Annotated in this window: 19 protein-coding genes; 8 read left to right on the top strand and 11 right to left on the bottom strand. The window is 59.5% G+C overall.

The genetic code is table 11. The annotated features are described in order from the left end of the window. Positions 1 to 64: 64 nt before the first annotated feature. Positions 65 to 805, bottom strand: coding sequence for a response regulator (locus tag J4E42_RS23070; RefSeq protein WP_008033593.1), 741 nt, complete (start codon positions 803 to 805; stop codon positions 65 to 67). Positions 806 to 1,032: 227 nt separating this feature from the next. On the opposite strand from J4E42_RS23070, the gene J4E42_RS23065 reads away from it, so the two are divergent. Further along, entirely contained in the window at positions 1,033 to 1,296 is a 264-nt protein-coding gene (locus tag J4E42_RS23065) for a DUF2790 domain-containing protein (protein ID WP_008043219.1), read from the top strand. Positions 1,297 to 1,412: 116 nt separating this feature from the next. After that, positions 1,413 to 2,477: an alpha/beta fold hydrolase gene (locus J4E42_RS23060; protein WP_008043220.1), complete on the top strand. Its 1,065-nt coding sequence runs from the start codon at positions 1,413 to 1,415 to the stop codon at positions 2,475 to 2,477. A 931-nt stretch (positions 2,478 to 3,408) separates the two neighbouring features. Here J4E42_RS23060 and ppnN read toward each other — a convergent pair. Continuing rightward, on the bottom strand, positions 3,409 to 4,782 hold the full coding sequence (ppnN, locus tag J4E42_RS23055; RefSeq protein ID WP_008034560.1) for a nucleotide 5'-monophosphate nucleosidase PpnN: 1,374 nt from the start codon (positions 4,780 to 4,782) through the stop codon (positions 3,409 to 3,411). Between the two features lie 213 nt (positions 4,783 to 4,995). On the opposite strand from ppnN, the gene J4E42_RS23050 reads away from it, so the two are divergent. Beyond that, a complete protein-coding gene (locus J4E42_RS23050; protein WP_207286254.1) occupies positions 4,996 to 5,523 on the top strand; it encodes a DUF3087 domain-containing protein in 528 nt (175 codons plus the stop codon). 78 nt (positions 5,524 to 5,601) lie between these two features. Next, positions 5,602 to 7,179, top strand: a complete 1,578-nt coding sequence (locus J4E42_RS23045; protein WP_207286253.1) for a sensor domain-containing diguanylate cyclase — start codon at positions 5,602 to 5,604, stop codon at positions 7,177 to 7,179. 2 nt (positions 7,180 to 7,181) lie between these two features. On the opposite strand, the gene J4E42_RS23040 is transcribed toward J4E42_RS23045, so the two are convergent. The 3 genes from J4E42_RS23040 to dapA form a co-directional block, all read right to left on the bottom strand. Next, on the bottom strand, positions 7,182 to 8,099 hold the full coding sequence (locus J4E42_RS23040; protein ID WP_008043223.1) for a LysR family transcriptional regulator: 918 nt from the start codon (positions 8,097 to 8,099) through the stop codon (positions 7,182 to 7,184). 314 nt (positions 8,100 to 8,413) lie between these two features. Next, positions 8,414 to 8,815 (bottom strand): DUF2784 domain-containing protein, encoded by a 402-nt coding sequence (locus J4E42_RS23035; protein ID WP_207286252.1) that lies wholly within the window; start codon positions 8,813 to 8,815, stop codon positions 8,414 to 8,416. A gap of 64 nt (positions 8,816 to 8,879) precedes the next feature. Beyond that, complete coding sequence (dapA, locus tag J4E42_RS23030) at positions 8,880 to 9,752, bottom strand: 4-hydroxy-tetrahydrodipicolinate synthase (protein ID WP_207286251.1); 873 nt, start codon at positions 9,750 to 9,752, stop codon at positions 8,880 to 8,882. Positions 9,753 to 10,130: 378 nt separating this feature from the next. On the opposite strand from dapA, the gene J4E42_RS23025 reads away from it, so the two are divergent. From J4E42_RS23025 to J4E42_RS23015, 3 genes are all read left to right on the top strand, one after another. After that, a complete protein-coding gene (locus J4E42_RS23025; RefSeq protein WP_032828797.1) occupies positions 10,131 to 10,829 on the top strand; it encodes an AzlC family ABC transporter permease in 699 nt (232 codons plus the stop codon). Next, a complete protein-coding gene (locus tag J4E42_RS23020; protein ID WP_167362959.1) occupies positions 10,829 to 11,140 on the top strand; it encodes an AzlD domain-containing protein in 312 nt (103 codons plus the stop codon). The genes J4E42_RS23025 and J4E42_RS23020 overlap by 1 nt, the downstream gene beginning before the upstream one ends. 65 nt (positions 11,141 to 11,205) lie before the next feature. After that, the gene (locus J4E42_RS23015) at positions 11,206 to 11,355 is read left to right on the top strand and encodes a hypothetical protein (protein ID WP_008043229.1); all 150 of its coding nucleotides are present in this window, start codon (positions 11,206 to 11,208) and stop codon (positions 11,353 to 11,355) included. 70 nt (positions 11,356 to 11,425) lie between these two features. On the opposite strand, the gene J4E42_RS23010 is transcribed toward J4E42_RS23015, so the two are convergent. From J4E42_RS23010 to J4E42_RS22985, 6 genes are all read right to left on the bottom strand, one after another. Further along, positions 11,426 to 11,653, bottom strand: a complete 228-nt coding sequence (locus J4E42_RS23010) for a DUF6555 family protein (protein WP_008043230.1) — start codon at positions 11,651 to 11,653, stop codon at positions 11,426 to 11,428. 191 nt (positions 11,654 to 11,844) lie between these two features. Next, complete coding sequence (locus J4E42_RS23005) at positions 11,845 to 12,117, bottom strand: hypothetical protein (RefSeq protein ID WP_008043235.1); 273 nt, start codon at positions 12,115 to 12,117, stop codon at positions 11,845 to 11,847. A 273-nt stretch (positions 12,118 to 12,390) separates the two neighbouring features. Further along, positions 12,391 to 13,071, bottom strand: a complete 681-nt coding sequence (locus tag J4E42_RS23000; RefSeq protein WP_207286250.1) for an SOS response-associated peptidase — start codon at positions 13,069 to 13,071, stop codon at positions 12,391 to 12,393. Positions 13,072 to 13,738: 667 nt separating this feature from the next. After that, entirely contained in the window at positions 13,739 to 14,452 is a 714-nt protein-coding gene (locus tag J4E42_RS22995) for an ABC transporter ATP-binding protein (RefSeq protein WP_207286249.1), read from the bottom strand. Positions 14,453 to 14,455: 3 nt separating this feature from the next. Continuing rightward, positions 14,456 to 15,298: an ABC transporter permease gene (locus tag J4E42_RS22990; RefSeq protein ID WP_207286248.1), complete on the bottom strand. Its 843-nt coding sequence runs from the start codon at positions 15,296 to 15,298 to the stop codon at positions 14,456 to 14,458. Between the two features lie 64 nt (positions 15,299 to 15,362). Beyond that, on the bottom strand, positions 15,363 to 16,349 hold the full coding sequence (locus tag J4E42_RS22985; protein ID WP_008043239.1) for an aliphatic sulfonate ABC transporter substrate-binding protein: 987 nt from the start codon (positions 16,347 to 16,349) through the stop codon (positions 15,363 to 15,365). A gap of 354 nt (positions 16,350 to 16,703) precedes the next feature. Here J4E42_RS22985 and J4E42_RS22980 point away from each other — a divergent pair, with 354 nt between their 5' ends. Continuing rightward, positions 16,704 to 17,594: an ABC transporter substrate-binding protein gene (locus J4E42_RS22980; protein WP_404943260.1), complete on the top strand. Its 891-nt coding sequence runs from the start codon at positions 16,704 to 16,706 to the stop codon at positions 17,592 to 17,594. Positions 17,595 to 17,652 lie beyond the last annotated feature (58 nt).

The raw sequence follows: 17,652 nt of genomic DNA, 5'->3' as shown, positions 1-17,652 counted from the left end.
TTATACAGACGGATACAAAACCCTTCGGATGTGAAGGGCGGTCGTGTTCAGCGCCAGGCACGCTTCATGATTCTGCGCCGAGCATTTCCACCGGGTAGGAGAACACATAGCCTTCGCTGCGCACGGTCTTGATGTAGGTCGACTCGCGCGAGTCATCCATCAAGCGTTGGCGCAAACGGCTCACCAGCAAATCGATTGAACGATCGAACAGGTCGGCATCGCGTCCCTGGGTCAGGTTGAGCAACTGGTCGCGGCTGAGTACCCGTTGCGGGTGATCGAGGAATACGCGCAACAAGCGGTACTCGGCACCACTGAGGGCGACCATCGTGTTGTCTTCGTCGAGTAGATGGCGGGCAGTCGTGTCGAGGCGCCAGCGGCCGAAACCCAACAGTCGGCCACTTTCGGTGATCAGCAGGTTGGGCGGCAGCATTCGCGTACGGCGCAATACGGCGTTGATCCGCGCCAGCAACTCGCGGGCGGCGAAGGGTTTGGTCAGGTAGTCGTCGGCGCCCATTTCCAGGCCAAGGATGCGATCGGTTTCGTCGTTGCGTGCGGTGAGCATCAGGATCGGCGTCGCTTTATGTTTACCCGAGCGCAACTCACGGCACAGCACCAGGCCGTCATCGCCGGGCATCATGATGTCCAGCACGATCAGGTCCACCTGATTGGCTTCCAGAAAACTGCGCATCTGCCGGCCGTCGGCAACCACCGTGGTGCGCAGGCCGTTCTTCTTCAGGTAATTGCCGACCAGCTCGCGAATCTCCCGGTCGTCGTCGACGATCAGAATGTGGTTTACATGTTCCATTGCTCAACCCTCTTGTTATTCGCACGTTGCGCATTCTAGGCAGCCACGGTGCACCTGCCCACAGGCTTTGTATCACAGTGTATCCGCTGCCCTGTTTGACACCTTACGCCTTAATACCGCGGGTTCTAAGACACATGGCAGATACCTCGGGTCGATTAAATGGGCTCCATCGAGACAACACGGTTTGCCTCGCAACCATTGCCCATTGCAACCCTGAGGAATTCATCATGAACTGGAAAAAACTGATTGCCGCCAGCTTCTTCGCCGTCCTGAACGTTGCCGCATTTTCGGCCCATGCCGATGTTCAAGCCCCGGCGCAGACCACGGCGTACGGCACGCACCTGGATATCAAGAAGGTTGTTTCCATCGTCGACAACGGCGGCGGCACCTGCGGCATTGTCGATGCCCGCCTGACCTACCTCGACTCCAATGGCGCACAGAAAGTCGCCGGGTACAGCAAATTCGCAGACTGCGCGAATCAGGGCGGCTGATCTTTCCACTACGCTCATCGCAGTCGATGTCGAGCAACGCACCGTTTGCTCAGCGCCCCGCGATGGCTGATTCATTTCGTCCAAACACCCGATCAATGACTTGCAGGGATATCACCATGAAGATCAATGTGTTGAGCAGTACTTCCGCCTCGCGTCGTCGCCGTTTCCTTGGCCCCTCGGTCCTCGCGTTCGCGCTGATGCAACTCGGTGCTCTCGGGGCTGCCAGTGCGCAAGCCGCGACTGCCGAGCCCGTGGTGGCGAGTGCAGCGACCCTCAAGGCGGACACGTTCGGCCCGCTCAAGCATGTCAATGCCGGGTTGCTGAGTGTGGCGTACGCCGAAGTCGGCCCCGCCGATGGGCCGGTGGTGATACTTCTGCACGGCTGGCCGTACGACATTCACAGTTATAGCGAAGTGGCGCCGTTGTTGGCGGCCAAGGGTTACCGGGTGTTGATCCCGTACGCACGGGGCTACGGTGACACGCATTTCCTGTCCGACAAGACTGTTCGCAACGGCCAGCCAGCGGCGTTGGCCAGTGATGTCATCGACTTCATGGATGCACTGAAGATCAAGAAAGCGGTGCTGGGTGGCTACGACTGGGGCGCGCGCTCGGCGGACATCGTTGCCGCACTTTGGCCGGAGCGGGTCGAGGCGCTGGTCGCCGTCAGCGGTTATCTGATCGGCAATCAGGCTGCGGGCAAGAACCCGTTGCCGCCCAAGGCCGAGTTGCAATGGTGGTACCAGTTCTATTTTGCAACCGAGCGCGGTCAGGCCGGCTACGAAAAGAATCGTCACGACTTCGCCAAGTTGATCTGGGAGCTGGCATCGCCAAAATGGCGCTTCGACGACGCAACGTTCGACCGCAGTGCGGCGGCCCTGGACAACCCGGATCACGTCGCTATCACGATTTTCAACTATCGCTGGCGGTTGGGCATGGTGCAGGGCGAACCCCAGTATGAAGCGCTGGAACAGCAACTGGCCAAGGCCCCGGTGATTACGGTGCCGACCATCACCATGGAAGGCGATGCCAACGGCGCGCCGCATCCGGCCGCCGAGGATTACGCCAAGCGTTTTACCGGCAAATACGAATACCGCCTCATCAGCGGCGGCATCGGCCACAACTTGCCGCAGGAAGATCCGCAAGCCTTTGCCAAGGCTGTGATCGACGCGGATAACCTGTAGTTTGATGCGCTGCGCAAGGCTTTAGGGCCCCATCGCCAGCAAGCCGGCTCCTACAGGAATCGTGGGTGTCGGTAGTTTTTCACACGACACCAAACTGTAGGAGCCGGCTTGCCGGCGATGGCGGCCGGATGAACGATGCACGGCTCGAGGGCCTCATCGCCAGCAAGCTGGCTCCTACAGGAATCGTGGGTGTCGGTAGATTTTCATACGACACCAAACTGTAGGAGCCGGCTTGCCGGCGATGGCGGCCGGATGAGCGATGCACGGTTCGAGGGCCTCATCGCCAGCAAGCCGGCTCCTACGGGAATTGTGGGTGTCGGTAGTTTTTCACACGACACCAAACTGTAGGAGCCGGCTTGCCGGCGATGGCGCCCGGATGAGCGATGCACGGCTCGAGGGCCTCATCGCCAGCAAGCTGGCTCCTACGGGAATCGTGGGTGTCGGTAGATTTTCATACGACACCAAACTGTAGGAGCCGGCTTGCCGGCGATGGCGGCCGGATGAGCGATGCACGGCTCGAGGGCCTCATCGCCAGCAAGCTGGCTCCTACAGGAATCGTGGGTGTCGGTAGTTTTTCACACGACACCAAACTGTAGGAGCCGGCTTGCCGGCGATGGCGGCCGGATGAACGATGCACGGTTCGAGGGGCTGATCGCCAGCAAGCTGGCTCCTACGGGAATTGTGGGTGTCGGTAGTTTTTCACACGAAACCAAACTGTAGGAGCCGGCTTGCCGGCGATGGCGGCCGGATGAGCGATGCACGGCTCGAGGGCCTCATCGCCAGCAAGCTGGCTCCTACGGGAATCGTGGGTGTCGGTAGATTTTCATACGACGCGGAACTGTAGGAGCCGGCTTGCCGGCGATGGCGGCCGGATGAACGATGCACGGTTCGAGGGCCTCATCGCCAGCAAGCTGGCTCCTACAGGGTTTGGTTATGCAACCACGCGATAACACGGCACATACGCCGCGCCGCCCGGCAGTTTCATCCGGTGCTGGGCCACGAACGCCTTGAGCAACTGATCCAGCGGCTGCATCACCGCCGCATCGCCACGGATCTGGTACGGCCCGTGTTCTTCGATCAGGCGGATGCCCTTGTCCTTGACGTTGCCGGCGACGATGCCGGAGAACGCGCGACGCAGGTTGGCGGCCAGTTCATGGGCCGGCAGGCTGCGGCTGAGTTTCAGGTTGGCCATGTTTTCGTGGGTCGGGTCGAACGGGCGCTGGAAGCCCTCGTCGATCTTCAGCAGCCAGTTGAAATGGAACGCGTCGTTGCGCTCGCGGCGGAACTGTTTCACCGCTTTAAGACCAGCAGTCATCTGCCGCGCGACTTCAGCCGGGTCGTCGATGATGATCTCGTAATGCTGCTTCGCTGCGTCACCCAGGGTGGCGCCGACGAACGCGTCCAGTTGTTCCAGATACGGCGCCGCGTGTTTCGGCCCGGTGAGGATGACCGGGAAGGGCAGGCCCTTGTTGTCCGGGTGCATCAGGATGCCGAGCAGGTACAGGAACTCTTCAGCCGTGCCCGCGCCGCCAGGAAAAATGATGATGCCATGGCCGACACGCACGAACGCTTCCAGGCGTTTCTCGATGTCCGGCAGAATCACCAGCTCATTGACGATCGGGTTCGGCGCTTCGGCGGCGATGATGCCGGGCTCGGTCAAGCCGAGGTAACGGCCACCGTGAATGCGTTGTTTGGCATGGGCGATGGTCGCGCCTTTCATCGGGCCTTTCATCACGCCGGGGCCGCAACCGGTGCAGATGTCGAGGCTGCGCAGGCCCAGCTCGTGGCCGACTTTCTTGGTGTATTTGTATTCTTCGGTGTTGATCGAGTGGCCACCCCAGCACACTACGATCTTCGGCTCGACGCCGGGGCGCAGGGTGCGGGCGTTGCGCAGCAGGTGGAACACGTAGTCGCTGATGCCCTGGGAATTGCTCAGGTCGATGCGCTGGCTGTCGAGTTCGTTTTCGGTGTAGACGATGTCGCGCAGGGCGCTGAACAGCATTTCCCGGGTACTGGCGATCATTTCGCCATCGACGAATGCGTCGGCCGGGGCGTTCAGCAGTTCCAGGCGTACACCGCGGTCTTGTTGGTGAATGCGGATTTCGAAGTCCTTGTAGGCTTCGAGGATGGTCTTGGCGTTATCGACATGGGCGCCGGTATTCAGAATGGCCAGGGCGCACTGGCGGAAGAGGGTATAGGTGCTGCCGGATCCGGCTTCGCTCAGTTGCTGTACTTCACGTTGAGAGAGGGTTTCCAGGCTGCCTTTGGGGCTGACCGAAGCGTTGATTACTTGTCGTTGGGACATTCAATGATCCTTAAAACGATGTCACCCGCCGAGGACGCATGACATCCGAATAGTATGTATCCACGAAAGAAGATGGCACGAACTGCGCAGTATCGCCATGTTCCCCTTTGACGATGAAAAGATGAAAAGGAGCCCCAGCATAGCTAAATCCCTCGCAGAGGCGATAATGCCCCGCAGTCTTTTTGCTCACGCCGCCTGAGGAATCCCGTCGCGATGTTTGAAATCCAGCCACAGAACCCAGAAATCTATCGAAGCCAGACGCGCCGCAGCACGATCATCATCGCCCTGGTTTTCCTCGCCCTGGCGATGGTTTTGTCCACCGCGGCGGTGGCAATGTTCGGCGAACCGGGGGGCGACAATCTACGCTTCAACGTGGGCGGCGTGTTTGTCGCGGTGCTGTTGATGGCGGCGCTGATGCGCGGCAAATTCTGGACCCAGGAGTGGATGGCGCCGGCGGTCTACGGCTGGCAGCTCAAACGCAGCCTGATGAGCATCACCAACGTTATGCACCAGGTGACGGTGGCGGTGGACGCGGGTGATCCGAGTGCCATGAAGCTGCTGCGTTTTTATCACCTGGGGCTGAGCCAGATGCACCAACTGGACGGTAACTCCAGTGATCACAGCCAATTGATACGTGAAATGGACCTGCACAAGGCACGAATGGAAGCGCTGGGCATCGAGACCGAACAGACGCAATTGAACCCGGCGTGGCTTGAGGCCGTGAAACAGACGTCACGCTAACCGGTACAGGATCAAGGCACATTGATAATAAAAAGGCGAACGGGATCAGTCGCCATTCATAAGGATTCAGGGAGCGTCATGGGTAACCCGTCTGTCAAAGATCGAATTGAACAATTGCGCCACAGCGTGCCTTTGGTCACCGAACAGGCCGGTGCCAGGATCAAGGTACGCTCCGCGGTGGTACTGCTTGTTGCAGTGTGCCTGTCCATGATTGTCATCGTGATCTGGGAAGCGTGGAGTTCGCGCCAGTACCATCTGCATGACAAGGAAGTGGCGATGTCCAACCTTGCGCAGACCCTGGCCTCGCAAGCGCAGGCGACGATCAAGCAGGCCGATACGCTGCTGTTTACGTTGGTGGAACGCCTCGAAAGCGACGGCTTCGACCCGGCCGGGCTGCCACATCTGGAGCGCTTGCTCAGCGCCCAGCGCAGTGAGTTGAGTCAGTTGCATGGCCTGTTCGTCTATGACGAAACGGGGCGCTGGATTGCCAATTCCAACGGCGCCGCCCTGACCGATGCCAACAATGCCGACCGTGAATATTTCATCTTCCATCGCAATCATCCCGACCGTGGGCCTCATATCGGCCCGTCGATCAAAAGCCGCTCCAGCGGCGAATGGATCATGACGGTGTCGCGCCGGATCAATCATGCCGATGGGAGTTTTGCCGGTGTGGCGCTGGCGACGATTTATCTCAATCATTTCCTGTTCCTGTACGACAGCATCGACATGGGCCGCAACGGCGTAATCAACCTGATCGCCGACGATGCCACCATCATCGTTCGCCGGCCGTTCAACGAAGCGGATATCGGCACCAGCCTCGCCAACAGCCCGCTGTTCAAGCAGTTGTTGCCCTCGGGGAGTTCAGGGACGGCAACATTCAAATCCATGGTGGATGGCGTTGTGCGGGTGGTGGGGTTTCGCCGGGTCGAGGGGTATCCGCTGGTTGTTTTCGCCGCGCTCGACAAGGAGGAAGTCCTGGCCGGCTGGCGTGAGGAATCCATGCTCAGTGCTGGCATCGTTACGCTTTTGCTGGGTTTTGTCGGTGTACTGGGTTTTCGCCTGATCAATCTGATGAAGCAGCAGAACCGCATTCAGAACCAACTGCTGGACGCTCAGGACAAACTGCTCGAGGTCAATCGTGGCCTGGAATTGCTGGCCCTGGAAGACGCGCTGACGGGGCTGTCCAACCGGCGTCAGTTCGACCTGTTCATCCACTCGGAAATGGGCCGCGCCCGGCGCAGCCTGAACGGCCTCGCGCTGCTGATGATCGATGTCGATCACTTCAAACTGTTCAACGACCACTACGGTCATGTGGCCGGCGACGAATGTTTGCGCAACATCAGCGCGATCATCACCGACAACATCAAGCGGCCCGGGGATCTGGCTGCGCGCTACGGCGGTGAAGAGTTTGCGGCGGTGCTGCCGGGGACTGACTATGTGGGGGCGTTTCTGGTGGCGGAAAAAATCCGTCGTGCGGTGTTGCAGGCCGGTATTCCCCACCGTGAAGGCGCAGAGGGCATGGTGACGGTCAGTATCGGCGTCGCCGCTTACGATCCGGCATCACAGGCCCAGCCGAACGACCTCGTCGGCGCTGCGGACAAGGCGCTTTACGTGGCCAAGGCCAGCGGCAGGAACATGAGCGTCATTGCCAACTGAACTCAAACAAACCCACCGCTGCCCTGAACCAGTTGGGTCGCCAGGTACGATTGCTTGAGTTTTTCCAGCCACCAACCCAGGGCGCGACCGTCATGGTCGCCACGCCAGCCGGCATACAGAATGTTCGGCTCGCGCGGGTCGGCCATCTGTTTTTCGACCAGCGTGCCGTTTTTCAGTAGCGAGCCGACCCGATGTTTGGGCAGCCACCCCACGCCCAGGCCGTCGCACTGGGCGAGGATTTTGGCGCGCATGGTCGGCACGGCGAGCACGGGTTGTCCGCCGGAGACGCCATAAGTGCTGCCTTCGGTGACTCTGGAGGAGTCGGCCACGACAATCGCCCGGTGTTGCGTCACCGTTGCCCGAGAGATCGGTTCCTTGGCCTTGGCCAGCGGGTGCTTCGGTGAGACCGCAAACACCCATTCCATTTCCCCCAACTGCATCCAGCGCAAGGAAGGGATGGCCGGCGGTTCGTTGGTGGCGCCGATGATCAGGTCCGCCCGGCCTTCGCGCAGGGCTTCCCAGACACCTTTGAGCACTTCCTGGGTGATGCGCAACGGTACGCCGGATTCCAGCGCATCGAACTCGTGAATCACCGGGATCAGGGTTTCGAACTCCAGCAGTTCGTCGGTGACGATCCACAGGCGGCTCTCCCAACCATTGGCCACTTGCTGCACCCGTTGGGTCAGGCGCGAGACGTCCTGCATCAGCCGCGCCGCCTCGTTCACCAGCAATTCCCCGGCCGGGGTGAGCTGCAAGCGGTAACGGCGACGATCGAAGAGCAAGGCGTCGAAACGCTCTTCCAGTTGCCGCGCCGCATACGACACGGTCGATGGCGCCTTGCCCAGGTGCACCGCCGCGCGCGACAGGCTACCGGTTTCCCGAATGGCCTCCAGCAACGCCAGGTCTTCAATCGACAACATGTTCTGAATCCTCGAACGAACGGCCTGGAAATGAATGTCTGGAGCAACGAAAACAAAATCGCGGCCACCTGAAATGTATAGGCCAACCCCAACCCCAACCCCAACCCCTGTAGGAGCGAGGCTTGCCCGCGAAGAGGCCCTCGAACGCTGCGTTGAATTTGAGGCCGCCATCGCCGGCAAGCCGGCTCCTACAAAATCGCGGGCTGTTTGAAATTTATCGGCCAATCCCAACCCCTGTAGGAGCCGGCTTGCTGGCGATGAGGCCCTCGAACACTACATTGAATTTGAGGCCGCCATCGCCAGCAAGCCGGCTCCTACAGGGATCGTGTGGTATTTGAAAGGGTGGACGTCCGGCGTGACTTTCGCTGCCTGAACACCCGAACGTAGACCAACACGTTGATCACCAGCACCACGCCGCCGAGTCCCAGCTGGATACTCGGGGTCAACCCGACCGGGTAAATCACCGGCCACACATAATGCTCGATGAAACCACCGCCATAGCCGGTCTGCCCGGCCGCGCTGCGCATGAGGTTTTCCCACTGTGTCAGCGGGCAGGTCAGGTGGAACACTTCGACCGCAATCCCCCACGTTGCAGCCGGCAGGTGCCACCAGGCCAGGTGGCGCCATTTGAGCACCAGCAGCCCGCCGAACAGCACGAACAGAATGAACAACAGATGAAACAGCACCAGCCCATCGGCGGCGATCCGGTAAAGCATGGCGACTCCCTGACGCGTGATGCGAATCACTCCATGGTACTCGGGCGGGGCGTCGGCGCTCTATCTATTGTTTGCTGCCCAGCCCGGCGAGCACGGCCTTCAGACGCAGCACCATGGCCTCACTGCTGCGTTGCATCGGCGCGCGCAGTTCGTCGCCGATCAAGCCTTCAAGGGCCAGTGCGGTTTTCACCGGGGCAGGATTGGGTTCAATGAACAGGCTTTGAATCAGCGGCAACAACCGGAAAAAAGTCGCCCGTCCTTCCGCCAACCGCTGGTCGCGGATCTGTTGATACAGCGTCACGAACAACTCCGGATGCACATGCGCCGAGGCGGCAATCGCCCCTTTGGCGCCGAGGCACAGGGCGCTGAATATCTGGTTGTCTTCGCCGCACAACACGTCGACCTTGCCGCTGGTCAGCAGCGCCAGAGTGTTGGCCTGATTGCCGCCGCAATCCTTGATCGCGACGATTCGCTCGTGGGCGACAATGTTGAGCAACGTCGCCTGTTCGAAGGCGATGCCGGTGCGATACGGGATGTCGTACAGAATGATCGGCACAGTGGACGCATCGGCAACCGTTTTGAAAAACGCTTCAAGGCCCGCCTGGGACGGGCGAATGTAGTACGGCGGCGGCACCAGCAACCCGGCCAGTGGCCGCTTGAGGATTTCGCTCTGCAATTGCAGCAGTTCGGTCAGGTTGTTGCCGGCGAGCCCCATGACCACCTGATCCGCAGGCACTAACTCAAGCACGGCATCCAGCACCGCCAGTTGTTCATGTTTGCTCAGTGCCGCCGCTTCAGCGGTAGTGCCGCAGACCACCAGGCCATCGACGCCTTTGTCCAGCAAATGGCTGACGAGCCGGCGCAACCCGACGAAATCGATCGCACCGTGTTGAAACGGCGTAACGAGCGGAACCCAGATACCTTGAAACGATGACATGCACTTACTCCTGAAAGTTGACCGATTTCGTCACCGTCAGAAGCGTAGAAGGAAGTAAGCAGGGGAGGGTGCCCGTCGCGCTCAATGTCCTGTCAGCTCATCTGACGGGACAGCGCGCCCCGGTCACATGAGCGACTGTTTCTTCGATTTGAGGGCGTGCGCAACGCAACCTTGCGCCTTGGCAATCAAGCCAATGGCGTCAATGTTGAGGTTGAAGGTTGCGGACATGTTTGCTTACACCCTGAATGAGGCGCTCAGTTTTAAGAGTCGGCGGGAATTTTGTCAATCACCAAAATCGGTACAAGTGCGCAAGATTGTTCAAGCCATCGGGCGCGGCTGCTGGCACAGTCAGGCGTCTTTTCCTGTTTGTAGAGCGTTATGACTCACTCACTCATGCCGCGCAGCGCCTTTCTTCGCGGCGCCGCGGCGATCATGCCGTTGTCCCTGGCGACCGCGCCGTGGGGATTGCTGGCCGGCTCCATGGCCATCGAAGCCAACCTCACGCCGCTGCAAGGCCAGGGGTTGTCGAGCATCGTGTTTGCCGGGGCGGCGCAATTGGTGGCCATCGGCATGCTCAAGGGCGGTGCCGGAATCTTTTCAATTCTGCTGACCACGTTATTGCTGACGTCGCAGCATTTGCTCTACGGCATGAGCATGCGCTCGGTAATTTCCCCACTGCCGGGTCGCTGGCGTGCGGGGCTGGGCTTTTTGCTCACCGACGAGCTGTTCGCCCTGACCAGCCAGCATGACAAACAGCAATTCAACCGCTGGTATGCCCTGGGCGTCGGCCTGACGTTTTACATCGCCTGGAACCTCTTCACGCTGGCCGGCATTGTGCTGGGCAGTAGCATTCCCGGCCTGGAACATCTGGGCCTGGATTTCTCCATCGCCGCGACCTTCATTGCCCTGATCACCCCGGTGGTGCGCAACGTACCGACCGTGGTCTGCGTGGCGGTTTCGCTGTTTTGCTCGGTGTTGTTCAGTTACTGGCAATGGGGCTCGGCGCTGGTGTTGTCGGGGTTAGCGGGCATGACGGCGGGCTTCATCTGCAACAAATTCTACGGTGGACGCACATGATGGTCTGGGCGGTGATTGTCGGTATGGGGATTCTGGTGTTCCTTAACCGTTATGTATTTCTCGAGCCGCGGCTGCCGCTGCGCCTGAGCAGCAACGCCCGGCAATTCCTCGGCTTTGCGGTGCCGGGCATGTTGACCGCCATCTGCGGCCCGATTGTGTTCATGCCGGATAAACAGCTGAACCTGCAATGGGACAACCCGTACCTGATCAGTTCGCTGGTGGCGGTGGGGCTGGTGCTGTACACCCGCAACACCTTGCTCAGCATGTTGTTGAGCATGGGCTTTTTCTTTTTGCTGCGCTGGTGGCTCTGAGCCGGGAGCGCGAAACTGTTCTACGCTTAAAGTTGATGACTGATCCCTTAGGGAGAGAGGTGAGCATGGCAACTGAACAAAAGCGTCCGGATCCGGAAGATGAAGACATGGATGAACCGACGGAAGAAGAGATCGAGCGGCAGAAACGTTCGACGCCTGACTGGAAGCATCCCGACGACGGGAAGGAACTGTCAGAACCTGATCGAAAGTTTTAGCAGGCGCTCTGACCGATCTGCGCATACAACAAAGCCCCGCCAATGCGCGGGGCTTTTTTTTGCCAGTCAATCAGATCGACACGTTCCAGCGAATCTGGGTAATGCCCAATTGCTGTGCTTTGATCCGTGCCGCTTCGAGGGTGGCGTGTTCGGCGATCTTGCGGCCGGATTCAGGGTAAGCATGCGCAGACGCCGAATGAATCGCTTCGACATCGGAAAAATGCACAGCCATCTTGAAAAAGTGCTGTCGCACACCGTCGAATAAGTAATGCACGGCATAGGGAATGAGTTCACTCATCTATCTCTCGTGGAGCCAGCCAGGTCAGTGGCTTAGTCGTCGAATAAAAATTCAGAGAGATCTGCGGTGAAAGTGTGATGCAGAAATAGGACTGCTGAAAAAGGAGGAGGCTCAGTGAGCCTCTACCGTTCAGAGTGCGGCGACGACGGGTTCGTTCAGTTCTTTTGCCAAACGTAGGCCTGCGTATCGTTTCAAGCGTCGTCGAGCTGCAATTCGTCGGGATGTGAGGCCCGATAGCCCAGGGTCTTGTCGATCCATGCGTTCACTTCGTTGACCATGACCGGCGGCTTGCCGGGATAGTGTATGAGCGTTGAACGCAAGGTGCCGTCAATCCCCGGAACCGATAGCAGGTTACGGGTCTTTATGTATTGCTCGATGAAACAGTCCAGCCGATAGTGCTCTGTCGTCGAAAGATAAACGCACTCCAGACCAACGACTTGATTGATTGCAAAATCGTCGCGCATTTAATTCTCTGCAAGGCTTGTTGTAGTTGGGATTTCCTTAGTTGTTGACTCTTTGGTCAACTGGGCGATGCCAATGGAAATGCGGCGCGCATGCTATCCGTAGTTATTCTAAATGTATGTATGACGATCAAATTGTCGGACAAGCGGTTGATGCAGCAAAGCGTCCTCTATCAGTAAGTGTTACTTGGGTGAAACAGTCTGTGTAACGTTTAAGTTATTGGTCTGCATAACTAACAGTTATTGGCTGCCGTCAGGCTGTTGGTATTGATAAGTTCATGCACTCTCGTCAATCAGCGACGCGTCTTGATTCCTCACGTTGCCTACAGCCTTGCCAACCTTGTACCACTCGAAAACTTCGCTGCCTTCGCCTTGATACAAGGCCATCTGTTCGGCGCGTTCCGGGGGCGTGGCGGGATCGAGCCATTCCCGTGCCAGTTCCGGCGACAACACCACCGGCCGCCGGTCGTGAATGTCGAGCATGCCACCGGCGCTGTCCGCGGTAATGATCACGAAACCGTTGTCGTCTCTCGGTTCCTCGCCATCTGTGGGAAACCGGCCAATCGCGGCACAGAAAATCGGATCGCGGTCCTGCCGCCGGATGAGCCATGGCTGTCTCGTTGAGTCCGGCGTATCGACCCATTCGAACCAGTTGTCGATCGGCACAATCGCGCGGTGCGGCCAGATTGCGCGGAAGAACGGACCATGGGCGACTTTCTCCACCCGTGCATTGATCGGCGCCGCACGATCCTTCGCCCAATGCGGCCGCCATCCCCAGCGCACCTTGTCGGCCTGGAGCCCATTGCTTTGCCGATGAAACAACGCGAGTTGATTCGTCGGTGCGGCGTTGTATCTGGCTAGCGGTTCATCGCCGACATGGTTGATCAGCGCGTCGGGAATACTCAACACCGCCACGAAGTCATGAATGCCCCGATATTGCGAGAGTCTTCCGCACATCGAAAGAAACCTCCGACTGGAACCTTCAGCTTAGACGCTTCACCTGTAGGAGCCCGGCTTGCCGGCGATGGCGATCTTACGGACGCCTTCGCCGGCAAGCCTGGCTCCTACGGATCGTCAGGATGTTCGGGATCGGGGATTCACACGAACCCTGTAGGAGCCGGCTTGCTGGCGATGGCGATTTTACGGGCGCCATCGCCAGCAAGCTGGCTCCTACGGATCGCGGGGATGTTCGGGATTGGGGATTCACGCGAACCCTGTAGGAGCCGGCTTGCTGGCGATGGCGATCTTACGGACGCCTTCGCCGGCAAGCCTGGCTCCTACGGATCGTCAGGATGTTCGGGATCGGGGATTCACACGAACCCTGTAGGAGCCGGCTTGCCGGCGATGGAGATCTTACAGACGCCTTCGCCGGCAAGCCTGGCTCCTACGGATCGTCAGGATGTTCGGGATTGGGGATTCACGCGAACCCTGTAGGAGCCGGCTTTCTGGCGATGGCGATCTTACGGACGCCTTCGCCGGCAAGCCTGGCTCCTACGGATCGTCAGGGTGTTCGGGATCGGGGATTCACACGAACCCTGTAGGAGCCGGCTTGCTGGCGATGGCGATCTTACGGACGCCTTCGCCAGCAAGCCTGGCTCCTACGGATCGGGGAACGCTGGGCGATTCAAATGACGTGCGCCCGTTGCAGTTCGGTCAACGACAGGGCCTTCAATTGCGCCAGCTGCGGATCGCGCCGATCACGCGGATGGGGCAGTTGCACCGCCAGTTCCTGGCGAATGCTGCTGGGGCGATTGTCCATGACCAGGACGCGGTCGCTGAGGTACAGCGCTTCATCGACATCGTGGGTCACCAGCAGCAGGGCGATGGCGTGACGCTCGGCCAGTTGCAGCAACAGATCTTGCAGTTTCATCCGGGTGAAGGCGTCCACCGCGCTGAACGGTTCGTCGAGCAACAGCACATCGGGCCGTGAGTAGAGGCCGCGAGCAATGGCGACCCGCTGCGCCATGCCGCCGGAAAGCGCCTTGGGTAGCGCTTGAGCGAACCCGCTGAGGCCGACTTCATCGATCAGTTGTGCGACCCAGGCCTTGTCATATCGGTTGTCGGCGCTGAAGCCGATGTTTTGCTCGACCGTCAGCCAGGGCATCAATCGAGGCTCCTGAAACACGAACGCAACCTCACCGACGCTGCGATTCAGTTCACCCTGAAAGTCCTTTTCCAGACCGGCAACGATCCGCAATAACGTGCTTTTTCCGCACCCGCTGGGGCCCAGCAGGCTGACGGTTTCCCGGGGCTGCAATTGCAGGTGGATATCCCTGAGCACGGTGGTTGTGGCGAAAGTTTTGCGCTCGACGCGAATGTCCAGCAGGTAATCGGTCATGGCTCAATCCTCTGTGCTTTGGCCGTTGAACGTGTCGCGCCACGCCAGGAAGCGTTTCTCCAGACCAGCGAGGATTCCATCGCTGAGTTTGCCCAGCAGCGCCAGCACAATGATTGCCGCGAGCACGATGTCCGGACGGGACGTCTCGCGCCCGTCACTGAGCAGATAACCCAACCCTTTGGTCGCGGCGATCAACTCGGCGGCCACCAGAAACATCCACGCCAGGCTCATGCCGCTGCGCAACCCGGTAAACAGGCCGGGCAGGGCGGCGGGTAGCAGAATCCGCCGGACCAGCCGTGTGCGACCGAAGCCATACATCTGCCCGACTTCCACCAGTTTGCGGTCGATGTCGCGGATCGCCGCGACGCCGTTGAGGTACACCGGGAAGAACGCGCCGATGGCAATCAGGACGATTTTCGAGGTTTCGTCGATGCCCAGCCACAGCAGCAACAAGGGCACCCAGGCCAGGCTCGGAATCGAACGCAGGCCGGCGAAGGTCGGCTCAAGCCAGGCTTCGGCTTCGCGGCTCAAACCGACCCAGGCGGCAAACACCAGTGCCAGACCGGTGCCGATGGCGAAACCGAGCAACACGCGCAACAGGCTGGCGCTGATGTGTTTCCACAGCGCGCCTTCGGCGAGGTCTCTCAAGGTCAGGGCGATTTCGCTGGGCGCCGGCATTTGGTAGGACGGCAACCAGCCGATGCGTACGACAAATTCCAGCACCAGGAGGATCAGCACCGGCAACGCCAGACCCTTGAGGCGCAAACGCCAGGCATTGTTCAAGGAAAGAGCGGCACGACGTGGCGTCGGCAGTTCGAGGGGCAGGTCTTTGCTTTTGCTGGTCATGAGATTCTCCGGTCACGACGAATCCGCGACTGGCGCGGATTCCTTGTGCCCCGTTGGCGGTTATTTACTGACGGGCCACGGTTTCCTTGAAGCCGGTGTCGATCAACTGATCGATGACCTGATCGACATTCACCCCACGACGCACCAGTTCTTCGGACACCAGAATCGGCGCGGCGGCCTTGGAGGCGATCACATCCCTGGCGGTCAGTTGCGGGCTGCTCAGGTCAGTGCGGGACAGTTGCAGCTTGGCCACTTCCAGCGGCAGACCGGATTCGGTAGCGAGCAGTTTCGCCAGTTCGTCAGGGTTTTTTACCGCCCAGTCGCGGGCCTTTTCGTACGCCTTCAGTACGGTTTCGATGGTCTGCGGGTGCTCTTTCGCATAAGTGTCAGTAACGCTGACTACGCCATAACTGTTGAAGTTGGTGTTGCGATACAACAGGCGCGAACCGGCCTGGACCTGGCTGGCGGCCATGTGCGGATCGAGGCCGGCCCAGGCGTCGACGTCGCCTTTTTCCAGGGCCGTGCGGCCATCCGGGTGCTGCAAGTGCACCAGTTCCACATCGTCCTTGCTCAGACCGGCCTGTTGCAGGCTGCGCAGGGTGAACAGGTACGGGTCGGTGCCTTTGGTGGCGGCGATCTTCTTGCCTTTCAGGTCGGCGACGGTCTGGTAGGGCGAATCCTTGCGCACCACCAATGCGGTCCATTCGGCGCGGCTGTAGACGTAAACCGATTTGATCGGGCTGCCATTGGCGCGACTGAGCACGGCGGCGAGGCTGGCGGAGGAGGCGAAATCAACGCCGCCGCTGTTGAGGTACTCCAGCGAGCGGTTGCTGCCCTGACTCAGCACCCAACTGACTTTGGTCTGCGGCAGGGCTTTTTCCAGAAATCCAAAGTGTTTAAGCACCAAACTCACTGGCGAGTAGTAGGCGTAATCCAGATGCACTTCGGCCGGCGGTGTTTCAGCGGCCTGCGCGACGGGTTGCAGGCTCAAGGCCAGGGCGCAGGCGCTGAGCAGATACCTGACTTTGGGAAAGCGGAAGGTGGACTTCATGGGATCGGCTCCGGACAAGGCGTTGGGTTTCTTATGTCGAAAAATTCATTTTTTATAAATGCTTCCTGCGTAAAAGGAATATTGCAGGCTCTGTGCCATGTCTTGGATATCAGGCGTTTTCAAGGCGTTGAGGCGAGGAATGAAGCAGAAGGGTGTTGCAGGGAAAACAGTCTGTCGGCTCACTGTTGCCGGGTGAACAGTGTTGACTGACAGTCATGAGCTTATGCGTAAATCGAATTTAAAAAGCGTCCTGTAAGAGCGTTATGGTCTATGCCATTCACTCTCAAGGAGCCCTCGATGAACCTGTCCAGATTCGTTCGCAGTTTGCTGACCAGTGCGTTGTTTGCTGCGCCAATGGCCTACGCCGCTGAGCCCGTTGTCCTGCATGTCGGTGATCAGAATTACTACAACGTGCGCGCTTCGGTGGAGGCTTCGGGGGTGCTGGATGGGGCGCCTTACACCGTTGACTGGAAGCATTTTCAGGCCGCTGCACCGCTGGCCGAAGCGTTGAACACCGGGGCGCTGGACGTGGGTTTTCTGGGCGATTCAGGCTTCCTGTTCCTCGCTGCAAAGCAGGCGCCGGTCAAGCTGATCGGCGTCTCGCGGCAGAACCCGGACACCATCGCCTTGCTGGTGCCCAAGGACTCGCCGGTCAAGACCATCGCCGATCTCAAGGGCAAGAAAGTTGCCTACTGGCCCGGCGCCTGGAGCCAGCAATTGACCCTGCGTGCCTTGCAACAAGCTGACCTGCCGGAGGACTACGTCGACTTCATCAAGCTGATGCCGATCGATGCCGCCGCCGCGCTGCCTCAGGGCAGCATTGATGCCTTCCCGGTCTGGGAACCCTACATTTCCCAACAGATTCTGTTCTCCGGCGCGCGACCGATTCTTACCGCCAAGAACCTCATGCCAGGCCTCAGCGCCATCGCCGCTTCGACGCCGTCAATCGACAGCAAGCGCGAAGCCATCGCCGACTTCCTGGTTCGCCTGAAAAAGGCACGGGCCTGGGTCGACAATCACACCGACGAATATGCCGATCTGTGGGCGAAGAAGGCCAATCTTGACCAGAACGTCTCACGTCACTGGTTGCGTCAGGCCCATATGACCGTCGGCCCGGTGGATGCACAGGCCGCGAAGGACCTGCAAAGCACGGCGGATTTTCTGTTCAAGGTCAAAGCACTGCCGACGGCGCTGGCGACCGCGCCGATTATCGACAACTCGTTCGAGCAGGCGTTTACCCAGTAACTGACAATGCCGGGCAGCACCGGAACCAAACACTGTGTACCCTGATCCAAACCGCGCC

This window comes from Pseudomonas sp. FW300-N2A2 (assembly GCF_017351735.1).
Taxonomy (GTDB): domain Bacteria; phylum Pseudomonadota; class Gammaproteobacteria; order Pseudomonadales; family Pseudomonadaceae; genus Aquipseudomonas; species Aquipseudomonas migulae.
Note: the sequence above shows the minus strand (reverse complement) of the source record. Positions and strands in the feature narration are given on the sequence as shown.